This window comes from Enterobacter sp. BNK-8, assembly GCF_048685095.1.
GTDB classification, from domain to species: Bacteria; Pseudomonadota; Gammaproteobacteria; order Enterobacterales; family Enterobacteriaceae; genus Enterobacter; species Enterobacter quasiroggenkampii.
In genome coordinates this window covers 1,526,809-1,542,997 of record NZ_JBLQTN010000001.1, presented here as the reverse complement: position 1 = coordinate 1,542,997, position 16,189 = coordinate 1,526,809, and the positions used below count along the sequence as shown (strand labels likewise).

At 55.3% G+C, this 16,189-nt stretch carries 12 protein-coding genes and 1 other RNA gene; 5 read left to right on the top strand and 8 right to left on the bottom strand.

What is annotated here, in order from left to right:
* Positions 1-38 precede the first annotated feature (38 nt).
* On the bottom strand, positions 39-716 hold the full coding sequence (locus tag ACMGGU_RS07415) for a molecular chaperone (protein ID WP_111966848.1): 678 nt from the start codon (positions 714-716) through the stop codon (positions 39-41).
* A gap of 61 nt (positions 717-777) precedes the next feature.
* A complete protein-coding gene (locus ACMGGU_RS07410; protein ID WP_126534374.1) occupies positions 778-1,296 on the bottom strand; it encodes a fimbrial protein in 519 nt (172 codons plus the stop codon).
* A gap of 504 nt (positions 1,297-1,800) precedes the next feature.
* On the opposite strand from ACMGGU_RS07410, the gene ACMGGU_RS07405 reads away from it, so the two are divergent.
* Positions 1,801-2,460 (top strand): winged helix-turn-helix transcriptional regulator, encoded by a 660-nt coding sequence (locus ACMGGU_RS07405; RefSeq protein WP_032651561.1) that lies wholly within the window; start codon positions 1,801-1,803, stop codon positions 2,458-2,460.
* An 84-nt stretch (positions 2,461-2,544) separates the two neighbouring features.
* Positions 2,545-3,186, top strand: coding sequence for a winged helix-turn-helix transcriptional regulator (locus tag ACMGGU_RS07400; RefSeq protein WP_032651560.1), 642 nt, complete (start codon positions 2,545-2,547; stop codon positions 3,184-3,186).
* Positions 3,187-3,231: 45 nt separating this feature from the next.
* Here ACMGGU_RS07400 and ACMGGU_RS07395 read toward each other — a convergent pair whose 3' ends face one another.
* The 3 genes from ACMGGU_RS07395 to ACMGGU_RS07385 form a co-directional block, all read right to left on the bottom strand.
* A complete protein-coding gene (locus tag ACMGGU_RS07395) occupies positions 3,232-3,426 on the bottom strand; it encodes a YdiH family protein (protein WP_003857766.1) in 195 nt (64 codons plus the stop codon).
* A gap of 85 nt (positions 3,427-3,511) precedes the next feature.
* Positions 3,512-3,922, bottom strand: a complete 411-nt coding sequence (gene menI, locus ACMGGU_RS07390) for a 1,4-dihydroxy-2-naphthoyl-CoA hydrolase (protein WP_021241102.1) — start codon at positions 3,920-3,922, stop codon at positions 3,512-3,514.
* The gene (locus tag ACMGGU_RS07385; protein WP_420300357.1) at positions 3,919-6,975 is read right to left on the bottom strand and encodes an FAD-binding and (Fe-S)-binding domain-containing protein; all 3,057 of its coding nucleotides are present in this window, start codon (positions 6,973-6,975) and stop codon (positions 3,919-3,921) included. Before ACMGGU_RS07385 ends, menI begins: the two co-directional genes overlap by 4 nt.
* Before the next feature lie 199 nt (positions 6,976-7,174).
* Between ACMGGU_RS07385 and ydiK the strand changes: the two genes are divergently transcribed.
* Entirely contained in the window at positions 7,175-8,290 is a 1,116-nt protein-coding gene (gene ydiK, locus ACMGGU_RS07380; protein ID WP_045910283.1) for an AI-2E family transporter YdiK, read from the top strand.
* A gap of 209 nt (positions 8,291-8,499) precedes the next feature.
* Positions 8,500-8,607: antisense sRNA RprA (gene rprA / locus ACMGGU_RS07375), an RNA gene on the top strand.
* 6 nt (positions 8,608-8,613) lie between these two features.
* Here rprA and ACMGGU_RS07370 read toward each other — a convergent pair.
* The 3 genes from ACMGGU_RS07370 to ppsA all read right to left on the bottom strand — a co-directional run bounded on the left by ACMGGU_RS07370 (position 8,614) and on the right by ppsA (position 15,005).
* Positions 8,614-10,989 (bottom strand): glycoside hydrolase family 3 N-terminal domain-containing protein, encoded by a 2,376-nt coding sequence (locus ACMGGU_RS07370; protein ID WP_420300356.1) that lies wholly within the window; start codon positions 10,987-10,989, stop codon positions 8,614-8,616.
* 3 nt (positions 10,990-10,992) lie between these two features.
* Positions 10,993-12,393 (bottom strand): MFS transporter, encoded by a 1,401-nt coding sequence (locus ACMGGU_RS07365; RefSeq protein WP_420300355.1) that lies wholly within the window; start codon positions 12,391-12,393, stop codon positions 10,993-10,995.
* A gap of 233 nt (positions 12,394-12,626) precedes the next feature.
* The gene (gene ppsA / locus ACMGGU_RS07360) at positions 12,627-15,005 is read right to left on the bottom strand and encodes a phosphoenolpyruvate synthase (protein WP_420300354.1); all 2,379 of its coding nucleotides are present in this window, start codon (positions 15,003-15,005) and stop codon (positions 12,627-12,629) included.
* 335 nt (positions 15,006-15,340) lie between these two features.
* On the opposite strand from ppsA, the gene ppsR reads away from it, so the two are divergent.
* Positions 15,341-16,174, top strand: coding sequence for a posphoenolpyruvate synthetase regulatory kinase/phosphorylase PpsR (gene ppsR, locus ACMGGU_RS07355; RefSeq protein ID WP_008500644.1), 834 nt, complete (start codon positions 15,341-15,343; stop codon positions 16,172-16,174).
* Positions 16,175-16,189: the final 15 nt, after the last annotated feature.

The window sequence follows — 16,189 nt, the reverse complement described above, 5'->3', positions numbered from 1 at the left end:
ACGTCACCTTGGAAACGACATTCCAAAACCAATTATTTTCACAAGCTTGCGCTTTCCACGTCACTCACCGCCCCATAATCATTAATGACTTTATAATTAATAGAGGTTGAGTTAGCGCCAGCAGGCAGCGTGAAATTCATTGATTCCCCAGGAAGTACATACGAAACATTTTCAATTTTTTTACCGCCCAGACTGATTTCATTGAAGTTAATGACATAGCTGGTTGGGTTGGTAACCTGAAGTTGGTTTCCATTGCGGCGCCAGGTTAACTGGTGACTCAGCTCCTGCGGCTGCTGAGATTTTAATCCTGCCGGACGATAAATCAGCTTAATGCGCGTTTTGATCGCAATTTGCAGCGTATTATCTTTTTTGGGCGCTGACGGTATCGCTTTAATATTTAGCCAGTAAAGACTTTCCTTATCCTGTGGCAAGTTGCCGGTCACTACGACACGCTCAATATTTTGCTGGCCACCATCAAGTCGATACAACGGAGGGGTGATAATAAAAGGAGCTTTCTCAGCGCCACCATTTAATGTTTCAACCCACGACTGAATAAGGTACGGCGTCTTATCCGGGTTGTTAACATCAATGGAAGCTTCTTTTTTATTGCCATCATAGACGACACGCGTTCCGCCAATAATGACACCCGCATTGGCAAAGGACACGCTTGCTGAAATTACTGCGCAGGCAATTAAAGTTTTGCTAAGAAAATTCATTTTACACCTCGATAAAAAAGGGCCGTATACCGGCCCTCATATATGTTTCCGGTCAGGAAGATTACTGGTAGCTAACGGAGAAGTTAGCTACACCGTTTGCTGGACCTACGCCGACAGTTGCAGACGTTGCTTCGTACTGAGCAAAGAAGTCCAGTGTGTTTGGTACAGTTTCAGCCAGGCTGTATACGTGGCTGTTTACGCCCGCCAGCGGCAGATCCTGGCTATCAGCCGTCATCAGGTTAATAGCAACGCCCGTTGCGCCACCGGTTACAGCCAGCAGGTTGGAGTTTGCTGGGTCCGCAGAACCGTCAAACTTGATAGTTGCACCTGTTACGGTTGCCGGGCAGTCGGTCAGAACGATAGAGAATTTAGTCGCAGCGGTTTTATCGCCAGCAGCGGTAAATTCAGATTTGCTGTAACGGCCCAGATCAACGGTCTGGTTTACAGAACCCGCGTCAACGGTGCACGCTGCATCGATGATTTCGCCGGTGAAATTAACGGTACCAGCAGCAGCGAAAGCATTAGACATGGTCAGAGCAGCAGTCGCAGCGAAAGCAGCAGCAATAATCGTCTTTTTCATGATTTATATCCTTAGTAACTTTATTTATAACTATCATTTCGGCAACATCATCCCTATGGTTTATTCGACCATTTATATGTGCCGGTTTTAAAAGTGCCGTAAGCATAACGTTGAACCCTCTCCCTTTAAATAACAGACAACGTCTGCAAACAAGACAGGAGCTTCAATGCTGTTCACTGGCTGAAACGAAATTTATTAAAATGTCCGATAAAAGACAATTTAATTTTCAGTCCAACTGTAGACCTTAACTCCATAAAGAAAACATTAACCTTTTAATAACTTCACATACAGAATCAAAGCCCAAGAAAATTCTCACATTCAAATAAAAAACCAGTCCAAACATAGACCAACCATTCGCAAATAAATAAATCAAGGACTTATAACAACCATTACTTTAACGGTCTACATTTAGACCGGTAGGGTATATTTCCCTGGTGCTTAACGTTTTAGATAATGCGGCTATGTGCGCATGCTCAACTGCACCGGTTAAAACAGAGGTTAACTATGAATACCAGGCTAGAGACGTTATCCCCTCAGGCGCGGATCTCCGCCTTAGCGACAAAACCTTTCTCCGCAATTGAATTACTCATTAATCACATGGTGCCATTCTCAGAGCGGATGGTAATCGAGAAAGGTGAGGTTATGCACTATTATCGCGACGAAGCACGCTATTGCTTTTTATTGTTAAGCGGCAGCGTTGCCCTGCACCGTCGAGGGGATGGCATCATTCTCAACTCTGAGTCGGCTCCCTTTGTTCTGGGCGTCAGTAACCAGCATACCAACGGCCATATGTACGTCAGGGCGTTAGAAACATCTGAGATTGGTATGCTGGCGCTCGCCAGCTTCAATCAGATCATTGCGAATGACAATTTGTGGGAACACTTCGCCAGGCTGCTAATGTATTCGGCTTCCCGGGTATACGAGCATTGCGCGATGATATCGCAGCTGTCCGCGTACGATATTATCTGCACTCAGCTCGTGGAGCTTATGCAGGAACCCGAGTCCATTCGGGAACATACTACTGCGGCAAATTACATTAAGAGCCGTACATGGCTTTCACGTAGCGGCATCATGCGGATCCTCTCCGAACTCAGAACAGGCGGATACATTACGATGCAGCGTGGGGTTCTACAGGAGATAAATCATTTACCGTTAAAGTATTGATAACACCTTGCTGAGTTAGAGCCTGAAAGCCCTGTCGGCGCTATAATGTTTCGATAATACAATGAAACAGTAAGGTCGTTATCTATGCCAGATTTTGAGGACATCGCAGATGATCGTTATCGCTCATCACCTTTCGCGAGTGAACTAATTGCACATCTGCGTCCCTTTGCTGTCTTTCATACGACAGTCGTCGGAGAACGTTTAGAGCATACAATTCATGGTGAGGCCATGTGCTACCTCATACTGGAGGGAAGCGTGGCCTCCTACCGCCGGGATGATGAGACCCTGTTGTTCACCGTGCAGGCCCCCGCTTTGTTTGGGATAGGCAATGTGACGGACGTCTTTTTTGATGAGTATTGTAAAGTCATTACACCAGGGCTGACGGGTGTTATCTCGGTAGAAAAAGCGCGGGAAGTTGTGGAAACCCACAATCTCTGGAACATTCTATCTCAACATATTATGCATGTTACCAATCGCCTCTATAAAAACATGCTTCATCGAATTGCGCCCTCTGCCTATGAGATTATTCGTGGACAGTTAATCGATTTGATGCGCGAAGAAGACACTTTTCGCAAATCGATAACCGCTGAACGCTATATCCGCGATAAAACCCACCTCTCCCGCAGCGGCGTGATGCGCATTCTGGCGGATTTAAAAACCGGCGGATTTATCGAAATGGAAGAAGGCAGGCTTATTAAAATCAACAAGCTCCCCGCTAAATACTGAACGTCAGACACAAAAAAGGCCGCTCTTGCGGCCTTTTTTACTCTCTCAATGGACGTGAACGCCCAACCGCCAGGCAAAGTAAATCTCTTCTTTCAACTCATTCGAAGAGAGCGCCAGCAAATCTGTAAATTCCAGCTCAAGCTGTTTCAGCTTTTTCAGGTACTGCGCCGGGGACAGATTGCTCTTATCGCGACGTAAATATTCAATTGCCAGCTGTGTTGGGGTTATTTCAGTATCCATGATGTCCTCGCTTATGTACAAAACCTGACCAGTATATCACAACCCACTGACTAGTTTTTGACCAAAGGCAAAACATCTGAAAACTTTACACGACCGCCGTCGTCAGCCGCGACGAGCAGCACAGGCGATCCTGCTCGTCGAGAATGTCAATCTGCCATACCTGATGGCGGCTACCGGCGTGGAGCGCGCGGCAAACTCCGCGCACGCGCCCGCTGCGTACCGAGCGGATATGGTTAGCATTCACCTCGAGTCCGACCACCTTCTGCTCCCCTTCGGTACAGAGATATCCCGCCACCGAGCCCAGGGTTTCGGCCAGCACGACGGACGCCCCGCCGTGCAATAAACCAAACGGCTGATGTGTGCGACGATCGACGGGCATGGTGGCCTCGATATCATCGTCGCCAATGCGGGTGAACTGGATATCCAGCAGCCCCACCATATTCCCCTCGCCCATGGCGTTCAGCGCCTGCAGCGTCACGGCACGTTTCCAGATCATCCAATTATCTCCAGTAAAGCCTGCAATGGGTGACGTACCCCGTTACCTTCTACCCGTTTCACCTGGCTTCGACAGGAGTAGCCCGTTGCCAGACAGCGGTTTCGCGGCAAACGCTGCATCGCCTGATGCCAGGACAGCTCATAGATACCGAGCGAGTTGGCGTGGTTTTTCACTTCGTGACCGTAGGTGCCAGCCATGCCGCAGCAGCCCACGCTGACGCTTTCCAGCTTCGCGCCGAAGCGGGCAAAAACGGAGGCCCACTCCGCGGGTGCACCCGGCAGCGCGGTGACTTCCGTGCAGTGTCCGAACAGATACCACGGCTCGCCGCTGACCTCCTGTACAGCTTTGCCTTCCAGGGCCATCGGCAGCCACTCGTGCACCAGCATGACGTGGAAATCACCGCGCTTGTCGCCCAGCGTCTGCTTGTATTCATCGCGATAGCACAGCACCAGCGCCGGGTCGACGCCGACCATCGGTATCGCGAGTTGCGCCACGCGGTTTAAGAAGTCAGCGGTTTTCTGCGCGGTCTTCGCAAAGCGCGTCAGGAAGCCTTTAATGTGCTGCGCCTTACCGTTGGGTGAAAACGGCAGGACCACCGGCTGATACCCCAGCTTTTCGGTCAGGCGGATGAAATCCGCCACCACCTGGGCATCGTAGTAGCTGGTAAACGGATCCTGCACCACCAGCACCACCTTCGCTTTTTGCTCAGGCGTGAGTGCCTCCAGCTGCTCCAGGGTCATGTTCGCCGAGCGATGCCCGACGAGCTGGCGCTGCAGAGACGGCACCGACAGCAGCGGCAGATCGACCATGCCGATATGTTTTTCGGAGAGCTTGCGCACCAGCGGCTGGTTGATAAAGAAGTTGAAGGTCTTCGGCGCGCGCGCCATCAGCGGCGCGTAGCTTTCCACCGTCGCCACCAGATGGTCGCGAACCGGGCGGAGGTAGCGGGTGTGATACAGCTGCAGGAAGCGCGAGCGGAATTCCGGCACATCGATTTTAATCGGGCATTGGGTTGAGCAGGCTTTACAGGCCAGACAGCCGGACATCGCCTCTTTCACCTCATGGGAGAAATCATACTCGCCCTTGTTGGCATGCCAGCTGTTGCGGGTGCGTTCAATCAGCGAGCGCAGGCTGGCCCGTTTTTCCGGAAGCTGCTGCTCCAGCCTGAGCGGGTCAACCCCGCGATCGGCCAGCAGACGCAGCCATTCACGCACCAGCGTCGCCCGCCCCTTTGGCGAGTGGATACGGTTGCTGGTGATTTTCATTGACGGACACATCGGGCTTTTCACATCAAAGTTAAAGCACAGGCCGTTGCCGTTACACTCCATCGCGCCGCGCCAGGAGGAGCGCACCGCAATCGGGATCTGTCTGTCGTATGTGCCGCGCTTGACGGCATCCACCTGCATCATTGGCGCGTCCACGCCTTCAGGCGGGCAGATTTTGCCCGGGTTGAGGCGGTTATGCGGGTCGAAAGCCGCCTTCACCTTGCGCAGCTCCGCATAGAGCTGTTCGCCGAAGAATGCGGGGCTGTATTCCGCGCGGAATCCTTTCCCGTGCTCTCCCCAGAGCAGACCGCCATATTTGGCGGTTAAGGCCACCACATCGTCGGAGATCTGCTTCATCAGAATCTCCTGCTGCGGGTCGCACATATCCAGCGCCGGACGCACGTGCAGTACCCCGGCATCGACGTGGCCGAACATGCCGTAGCTCAGGCCGTGGCTGTCCAGCAGGGCGCGAAACTCGACGATATAATCCGCCAGATGCTCAGGCGGCACGCAGGTGTCTTCGGCAAAGGGAATGGGCTTCGCCGCCCCTTTCGCATTGCCGAGCAGGCCCACGGCTTTTTTACGCATCGCATAGATACGCTCAATCCCGGCCAGATCGTTACAGAGCTGCCAGCCGATCACGCCGCCTTCGCCCTGCGCAATCAGCTCATCCAGCCGCTGGCAGAGCGTGGTGACCTGGCTCTCAATCAGCGCCGCATCGTCGCCGGCAAATTCCACGATGTTAAGACCGAGCATCTCTTTATCCGGCACGTCGGTAATGAGATCGCTGACGGAGTGCCAGACAATATCTTCCCGGGCCAGGTTAAGCACTTTGGAGTCAACCGTTTCCACCGACAGCGCTTTCGCTTCCACCATAAACGGCGCATTGCGCAGCGCGGAATCGAAGGAGTCATATTTGACGTTCACCAGACGACGCACCTTCGGCAGGCGGGTGATATCCAGCCGCGCCTCGGTGATAAACGCCAGCGTCCCTTCGGAGCCGGTGAGCACGCGGGTTAAATCAAACTGGGTCAGGTCGTCGTTAAAGACGTGACGCAGGTCGTACCCGGTCAGGAAGCGGTTCAGTTTGGGGAACTTATCGAGAATAAGCTGGCGGTTGTCGCGGCAGCGCTCCAGCACGGTACGATAGATGCGTCCGCTGGCCGTGTTATCTTTGCCCAGCGTTTCCGCCAGTTCGACCGGCATCGGCTGCGTATCGAGAATATCGCCGCCCAGCAGAACGGCACGCACGCCCAGCACGTGATCGGAGGTTTTGCCGTAGACCAGCGAGCCCTGACCGGAGGCATCCGTGTTGATCATCCCGCCAAGGGTCGCGCGGTTACTGGTGGAAAGCTCCGGGGCAAAAAAGTAACCGTAAGGCTTGAGGTACTGGTTAAGCTGATCTTTGATAACGCCCGCTTCGACCCGCACCCACCCCTCTTCCGGGTTGATCTCAATGATGCGGTTCATATAGCGCGACATATCAACAATGATGCCCTGGTTCAGCGCCTGACCATTGGTCCCGGTGCCGCCGCCGCGCGGCGTAAAGACCAGAGAGGCAAAGCGCTCCTGTGTGGCCAGCCGGGCAATCAGCGCCACGTCAGCCGTTGAACGAGGGAAAACGACGGCGTCGGGAAGAAGCTGGTAAATACTGTTATCGGTCGCCATCGTCAGCCTGTCGGCATAGTTCGTGGCGGTATCACCTGTAAAACCCTGTTGCTCCAGTGCTTGCAAAAAATTAAGCACCAGCTGAACGACGCCAGGTGCCTGAGAAATCTGTGGGATCATAACTGTCGACCCTAATTAGAGTTGTATGAAATCGTTTGCGTGTATCTTAAAAGTTTTATCACATTTTTTTCTTATAATCTCTGCCGAATTACAGGCAAAATCCGCCTGTCAAAAACCGCTGAGATCATCAATGATTAGAGAGACGCGGTTTTCCGTTCCCGCCAGCCATGCTGGCGTTCTTTTAAGGAAAGTTTCATTTATGGTCAATCTTCGCCAGCCCAGGGATGTTGCGCAAATTTTGCTGTCGGTGCTGTTCCTGGCCCTCATGATTATTGCGTGTCTGTGGATTGTTCAACCCTTTATTCTCGGCTTCGCCTGGGCCGCGACCGTTGTCGTTGCCACGTGGCCTCTGCTGCTGCGTTTGCAGAAGCTGCTGTTCGGCCGCCGCGGGTTAGCGGTGCTGGTCATGACGCTCCTGCTGTTCCTGCTGTTTATTATTCCGATTGCCCTGCTGGTGAATAGCCTGGTGGATTCCAGTGGCCCCGTTATTCGCGCTATTAGCAGCGGTGACCTGACGCTGCCGGATCTCGCCTGGCTGAACAGCATTCCGGTGGTGGGCGCCAAGCTCTACAGCGGCTGGCATAGCCTGCTGGAGATGGGCGGCAGCGCGCTGATGGCAAAAGTCCGCCCGTATATAGGCACGACCACGACCTGGTTTGTGGGTCAGGCGGCGCATATCGGCCGGTTTATGATGCACTGTACCCTGATGCTGCTCTTCAGCGCCCTGCTCTACTGGCGCGGCGAGCAGGTGGCTTTAGGCGTTCGTCACTTTGCCACCCGCCTGGCGGGCAAACGGGGTGACGCGGCGGTTTTACTGGCTGCGCAGGCCGTGCGTGCGGTGGCGCTGGGCGTGGTGGTGACCGCGCTGGTGCAGGCGGTGCTGGGTGGTATCGGTCTGGCGATTTCCGGCGTACCGTACGCCACCGTGTTCACCGTGGTCATGCTGATGACCTGTCTTGCGCAACTGGGACCGCTGCTGGTGCTGGTCCCTAGTATTATCTGGCTATACTGGACGGGTGATACCACGTGGGGAACGGTGCTGCTGGTCTGGAGCTGCGTGGTCGGCACCATGGATAACGTCATTCGTCCGATACTTATCCGCATGGGTGCTGACCTGCCGTTGATCCTGATCCTCTCCGGGGTCATTGGCGGACTGATTGCCTTTGGCATGATAGGCCTGTTTATTGGCCCGGTGCTGCTCGCCGTCACCTGGCGTCTGTTCTCCGCCTGGGTGCATGAAATTCCGCCTCCGGGAACAGACCCGGACGTGATTTTGAGCGAACTGGAAGAGTTGGAAGAGAAGAACACGCATTAAGTTTTTTTGCCGGGTGGCGCTAACGCTTACCCGGCCTACATTCCCCCTCATAATACTTTAACGCTGCTAAAGTATTTATTCGTTGTTCACTGGTCAGACCCGCCTTTTTTGCTCTAAGTCCGCTATTCACCTTAAAAAATCTTTACGTCTCTTTAACTATTGAGACGAATCCGATCGACGCTAAAAGATGACATGCCTACTATTAGGACACGGTTATAGATCAACACCTTGATTTATAAGCATGGAAATCCCCTGAGTGAAACAACGAATTGCTGTGTGTAGTCTTTGCCCATCTCCCACGATGGGCTTTTTTTTTATCCTGACTACGCGCGCTTAACGTCACAGGTACTGAGCATCCGCCACTCAACAGGCAGCACCCGTGTTTCCCCTGTCACATTAACCGTCACCGCCGCGCGAATATCCGCCGACGATGCGCCAACCTGCAGTTCAAACTCACCCGGCTCAACGATGCGTTTCCCGTCCCGACGGGTAAAGTTGAACATCTCAACCGGTAGCGTAAAGCTGAGAGTGGCGGTTTCGCCCGGCGAGAGCGTGACGCGCTGGAAGGCTTTCAGCTCCTGAAGCGGTCGCACCTGGGTGGCGACCTTATCCCTGACGTAAACCTGCACCACCTCGCTGCCGCTGCGTTCCCCGGCATTGGTGATATCCACGCTCAGCGTCACCTCGCCGTCGACCGGCACGCTGCTTTCAGCTACGCGGGCAGCCCCCCAGCTAAACGTCGTCCAGCCAAGGCCGAAGCCAAACGGATAACGTGAACCGAAGTGGAACGCAAACGGCGTGCCGCCGCTTTTGAGCTTGTGATTGTAGTAATACGGCATTGCCCCGGCGCTTTTCGGCACGCTCACCACCAGACGCCCCTGCGGCTCTGCGCGTCCCGTTAGCACGTCCGCGATCGCCCAGCCCCCTTCCTGCCCTGGCGCCCACGCCACCAGCAGCGCTGCGATCTTATCCTCCAGCCCCTGCAGGTTGTACGGGCGCCCGCCGGTCATCACGACAATCACCGGTTTGCCCGTCGCCACCAGCGCCTCCAGCAGCTGTTGCTGCACGCCCGGCAGATTCAGGGAGTCGGTGTCGGAACCTTCCCCCACGGTTCCGCTCTGGAACAGCCCGGCGAGATCGCCCACACAGGCCACCACCACGTCACTCTCCTGCGCCGCGTTCACAGCCTCGGGGATCAGCGCGGTGCTTTGCGAGACCGGCGACTGCTGCATCGGCTTACCGCCGCTGTCGCCCGGGAAGACCGGCGCACCCGCCATCCGTTTCTCGATGATGTGACACCCTTTGGCGTAACGGACCTGCGACGCGCCGAGGTAATGTTCCAGCGCCGCGCGCGGGGTCGTTACCTGCGAGGTCTCTTCCACCATATCGCTGATGATCAGATGCACCGGGAAGCTGTAGCCGCTGAGCAGCGCCAGCGGATCGTCTGCCGTCGGCCCCACCACCGCCACGCGAGGCTTACCGCCGAGCGGTAAAATACCGTTGTTTTCCAGCAGCGTGACCGATTTCGTCGCCACCTCCCGCGCAACCTGTCGGGTGGTGTCATTTTGCAGATCGATACCATTTTCATCCGCGTACGGGTTTTCAAACAGGCCCAGGCGGAATTTTTCGGTCAGCACGCGCGCCACGATCTCATCCACCCTGGTCATAGAAATCAGCCCGCGCTCAACGGCGTCCGCCAGATGGCGCGCGCAGTCATCTTTCGGCAACTCGACGTCCAGCCCGGCGTTAAAGGCCAGCGCGGCGGATTCGGCCGCATCGTGGGACACACCATGATGCTGGTGCAGCAGGCTGACGCCGCCGTAATCCGCGACAATAATGCCGTCGAACCCCCACTGTTCGCGCAGGACGGTGGTCAGCAGGAAGCTGTCGCTGTGCCCCGGCTGATTGTCGATATCGTGGTAGGCCGGCATCACCGACCCGGCATTGGCCAGCTTCACCGCCATTTCAAACGGCAGTAGGAAGGTGTCGTTCAGTTCGCTAAAGCCCAGATGTACCGGTGCATGGTTGCGCGCCCCTTCGCTGAACGAGTGGCCCACGTAGTGCTTGAGCGTCGCCAGCAGATCACGCCTATCGCCCTGCAACCCTTTCACGTAGGCGGTTGCCATCACCCCCACCAGCCAGGGATCTTCCCCGAAGGTCTCTTCGGTTCGCCCCCAGCGCACGTCGCGGGAAACGTCCAGCACCGGCGCCAGCCCCTGCTGACAGCCGACGGACCGCGCCTCTACACCGATCTGCTCTGCCGCGCGCTGTACCAGTTCAGGATCCCAGGTAGAGCCGTAGTTAAGCGACGACGGGAATAGCGTGGCGTCTTTGCACAGCAGCCCCACCAGGCACTCTTCATGGAACAATGCCGGAATGCCGAGGCGTGTCTCTTCCATCATCATGCGCTGCAGGCGGTTAGCGGCGCGCACCCCGGTTTTCGCGTCAACGATATGGGTACCCAGCGGACGGGTGATCTGCCCGACGCCCAGCTTTAGCCGTTCGCTCAGCGCAGCCTGCTCGCTCACGCCGGCGAATTCATCGCTGAGGTCGCTGCGCTCGCGGTGGTTGCCGTTTTCATCGAGGATCAGCCAGTAGGCATGCATCTGGGTGAACTTCTCTTCCGGGGTCATACGCGCCAGTAAATCGGCGACGCGCTCGTGCACGGGACGTCCCGCGTCCTTATAGATAGCTGTCATGTTTTACTCCTGTAGTGCGGAAGGGATTGTTGGGCTGAGCTGCCCCGCGTCGGGTCTCACCTCACGCTTGCTGGCCAACTCCCGGGCGATGGAATCCACCAGCCGACTGTTGAGCTTGTAGATAGCAAGCAGCGCGACCATGCAAAGGAACAGCGCGCAAGGGATAAGGGTGAACAGCGCGTTAATCGTAGAGAGTACGTGGGGTGCCTGAGTTGCCTGTCCCGGGGCGTAATCCACCATGCCCAGCACCCAGCCGACCACCGCGCCACCCAGCGCCAGGCCGAATTTGATGGCAAACAGTGCGGTGGAGAAGACCAAGCCGTCCAGGCGGCGGCCGCTGCGATGATCTTCGTAGTCGACCACATCGGAGAACATGGTCCACTGCAGCGGCGTGGTCAGGTTTTGCACAAAGCTAAAGACGATGTTGAGGCCAAAAATCAGCCACACCTGCGAAGGCGGCAGGAAGAAAATCAGCGCGCCGAAAATGACGAAGGAAATAATGGTCCACTGGTAGGCGCGCACGCGATCAAATTTCCCCAGCAGCCGTTCAGATAATAATGCGCCGCTTAAGGAGGCGACCATTCCGGAAACAATAAAGGCAAAAACCAGTTCCGGGCGCAACAGCACGTAGTTCACGTAATACATCGTGGCGGAACCGCGCGTCACCACCGCCGTTAACAGCAAAATATTAAACAGGAAAACAATGCGCCACTGGCTGTTTCCGGCCAGCAGTTTTAAATCGGTGAGCATCGAGCCGGAGGTATCATTGCGCGGCGAATAGCGCTCTCGGGTCATGAGGAAACAGCAGAAAAAGAGCACAATGCCCAGCAACCCCATCAGGCTCATGGCATAGAAATAGCCTTTCTGCACGTTGCCCTGGCCTAACAGTGAGACCAGCGGCAGGGCAATCACCGTCACAATCAACCCGCCGATAAACGACAGGCCAAAGCGCCACGACTGCAGGGAGTGACGCTCGCGCGGATCCAGCGTCAGCGCGCCGGGCATGGCGCAGTAAGGTACGTTAATGGCGGAGTAAATCAGGCTTAAGATCGCGTAGGTCACACAGGCATAAACGATTTTCGCCGTCGGCCCCACCTCCGGTACATAGAAAGTGATGAGGCAGCTTACGCCAAACGGAATGGCGAACCACAGCAGCCAGGGACGGAAACGACCGTGACGCGTCTGGGTGCGATCCACCAGGGCTCCAATGCACGGGTCGACAAACGCATCAACCACACGCACCACTAAAAACATGGTGCCCATGATGGCGGCGGGGAGCCCAAAAACGTCCGTATAGAAATAAGCGAGAAATAAGGTTGCCGTTTGCCAGACCAGCGCGCTGGCCATATCACCTAAGCCATAACCTATTTTATCTTTGGTACGCAATACAGAGGAGAGTGTCATTGTTATTTGCCTTTTTATCAGGTTAAAACGTATTTCAACCAGTTGCGCATCACTGAAAGGGAAATGCGCAGTAAGGCTCAAGTATTAGCAACGCGTTGCGCGCTAACAATTGTCTAAATTGACAGACAAATTATGATATTTGGTTTTTTACTTTATTTGTGATGGGGAGCAAATAAGAGGGAAAATAAAAAAGGCGAGGAGATATCTCCTCGCCTTTATCCGTTTTTAAGCGGTTACTTGTTCAGTTCCGCCAGGCTCAGCCAGGTTTGCACCACCGTATCCGGGTTCAGGGACAGGCTATCAATCCCCTCTTCCATCAGCCAGGCAGCGAAGTCTTCATGGTCGGATGGACCCTGACCACAAATCCCGACGTATTTGCCCTGCTTCTTCGCCGCGCGGATGGACAGGGAGAGCAGCGCCTTCACCGCCTCGTTACGCTCATCGAACAGCTCGGAGACCACGCCGGAGTCGCGGTCCAGACCCAGCGTCAGTTGCGTCATGTCGTTCGAACCGATAGAGAAGCCGTCGAAGTGCTCCAGGAACTGCTCGGCCAGCAGGGCGTTGGACGGAATTTCACACATCATGATGATCTTCAGCCCGTTCTCGCCGCGCTTCAGACCCTGACGCGCCAGCTCGTCCACAACCGCTTTCGCCTGATCCACGGTACGTACGAACGGGATCATGATCTCCACGTTGGTCAGCCCCATGTCGTTGCGCACGCGCTTCACCGCCTCACACTCCAGCGCGAAGCAGTCGCGGAAGCTATCGGACACGTAGCGTCCGGCCCCGCGGAAGCCCAGCATCGGGTTCTCTTCTTCCGGCTCGTAGCGCTCGCCGCCGACCAGGTTGGCGTATTCGTTAGACTTAAAGTCAGACAGACGCACAATCACGCGTTTCGGATAGAAAGCGGCACCCAGCGTCGCGATCCCTTCGGTCAGACGGCCAACGTAGAACTCTTTCGGCGAGTCGTAGCCTTTCATCATCTCGCGGATTTCGTTCTGCAGCTTCGGCTCCTGGTCGTCAAACTCCAGCAGCGCACGCGGGTGAACGCCGATCATACGGTTGATGATAAATTCCAGGCGCGCCAGGCCTACGCCTTCGTTCGGCAGGCAGGCGAAGTCGAATGCGCGGTCCGGGTTACCGACGTTCATCATGATCTTCAGCGGCAGATCCGGCATGGTATCCACGCTGGAGCTCTTCACGCTGAAGTCGAGGATATCGGCATACACGTAGCCGGTATCGCCTTCGGCACAGGAGACGGTCACGTTCTGTCCGTCCTTCATGCGCTCGGTAGCATCACCGCAGCCGACAACCGCAGGAATACCCAGTTCGCGTGCAATGATCGCCGCGTGACAGGTACGGCCGCCGCGGTTGGTGACGATAGCCGCCGCTTTCTTCATGATCGGTTCCCAGTCCGGGTCGGTCATGTCGGTCACCAGCACGTCGCCGGGCTCAATACGGTTCATCTCGCTGATGTCGTGGATCACTTTCACCGGACCGGCCCCGATGCGGTGACCGATAGCACGGCCTTCCGCCACGATTTTGCCCTGGGCGTGCAGCGTATAACGCTCCATCACCTGGCCGCGTGAGCGGACGGTTTCCGGACGCGCCTGCACGATAAACAGCTTGCCGGTGTTCCCGTCTTTCGCCCATTCAATATCCATCGGACGGCCGTAGTGTTTTTCAATCTGCACCGCCTGCTTCGCCAGCTCCTGCACTTCGGCGTCGGTCAGGGAGAAGCGGTCGCGCTGCTCCTGCGGTACGTCTTCAATTTTAACCTGCTTGCCATGCTCCTGGGTCGGGGCATAGATCATGCGGATTTTTTTCGAGCCCATGGTGCGGCGCACCACCGCCGGACGACCAGCGGCCAGCGTAGGCTTGTGAACGTAGAATTCGTCAGGGTTAACCGCACCCTGCACAACCATCTCACCCAGACCCCACGCGGAGGTGATAAACACCACCTGGTCGAAGCCGGATTCGGTATCAATGGAGAACATCACGCCGGATGAGCCCACGTCCGAGCGCACCATGCGCTGCACGCCAGCGGAAAGTGCCACGCCGCGATGGTCGTAGCCCTGGTGCACGCGATAGGAGATGGCACGGTCGTTAAACAGGGAAGCAAACACGTGCTTCACAGCCACCAGCACCGCATCGTAACCCTGGACGTTCAGGAAGGTTTCCTGCTGCCCGGCAAACGAGGCGTCCGGCATGTCTTCCGCGGTCGCAGAGGAACGCACGGCAAAGGAGGCCTGAGCATCGTCAGCAGAGAGCTGGTTGTATGCGTCGTGAATGGCTTTTTCCAGTTCCGGCTGGAAAGGTGTGTCGATGATCCACTGGCGGATCTGCGCCCCGGCTTTGGCAAGCTCGCTGACGTCATCAATATCCGTTTTATCCAGCAGGTCGTAAATGCGCTGGTTAACACCGCTCTGGTCTAAAAACAGGTTAAAGGCATCGGCGGTGGTGGCAAACCCGTTCGGTACGGAGACACCCATACCCGACAGGTTTGTAATCATTTCACCCAGGGAGGCATTTTTGCCCCCAACTCTGTCTACATCATTCATGCCGAGTTGGTTATACCAAAGCACCAGCGGTGACGAGCCATTGTTGGACATCGAAACAATCCTTTTGTGATATTTGATCGGAGTAAGTAACACCTGACTACGTATTTATACTGGCATATTTATTTCCGCTAAAAAAACGGTGAATCGTGTAAGCAATTTAAAATTTCAACTTTTCGGATACTTTCCCATCAACGATTAACCCGATGATTCCTCTATATTCAGCCAGAAACCCCAAAAATAAAGTCGCTCTTTGAAAAATGAAATCCACTTTTCAGGAAAATCAAAAACAGCGTTTCATTCATAATTAGGATAAGTTCTTTGCTGTGTAAATTACTTTTTTAATTTATGCTTTCAGACAATTACGTCTGATATTCAGGGTGGGTAAAATGGATAGTGCTGTCGATCGTCACGTTTTTTATATTTCTGATGGTACGGCGATCACCGCCGAGGTGCTGGGCCACGCGGTGATGTCGCAGTTTCCCGTATCGATCAACAGCATTACGCTGCCGTTTGTCGAAAATGAGAGCCGCGCCAAAGCGGTGAAGGACCAGATCGACGCCATTTACCAGCAGACCGGCGTCCGCCCGCTGGTGTTCTACTCCATCGTGATCCCCGAGATTCGCGCCATCATTCTGCAGAGTGAAGGCTTCTGTCAGGATATCGTGCAGGCGCTGGTGGCTCCGCTGCAAAGCGAGCTGAAGCTCGACCCGACGCCTATCGCCCACCGTACCCACGGACTGAACCCCGGCAACCTGACCAAGTACGACGCGCGTATCGCCGCCATCGATTACACCCTCGCGCACGACGACGGTATCTCTCTGCGAAATCTCGACCAGGCGCAGGTGATCCTGCTTGGCGTGTCGCGCTGCGGCAAAACGCCGACCAGCCTCTACCTGGCGATGCAGTTCGGCATTCGCGCCGCCAACTACCCGTTTATTGCTGACGATATGGATAACCTGGTGCTGCCCGCCGCCCTTAAGCCGCTGCAGCACAAACTGTTCGGGCTGACCATTAATCCGGAACGCCTTGCTGCCATTCGCGAAGAGCGCCGCGAGAACAGCCGTTACGCCTCCATGCGCCAGTGCCGTATGGAGGTCTCCGAAGTGGAAGCCCTGTACCGCAAAAATCAAATCCCGTGGCTGAACAGCACCAACTACTCTGTGGAAGAAATTGCCACCAAAATTCTCGACATCATGGGACTTAACCGCCGCATGTACTAATATGCTAGTACATTA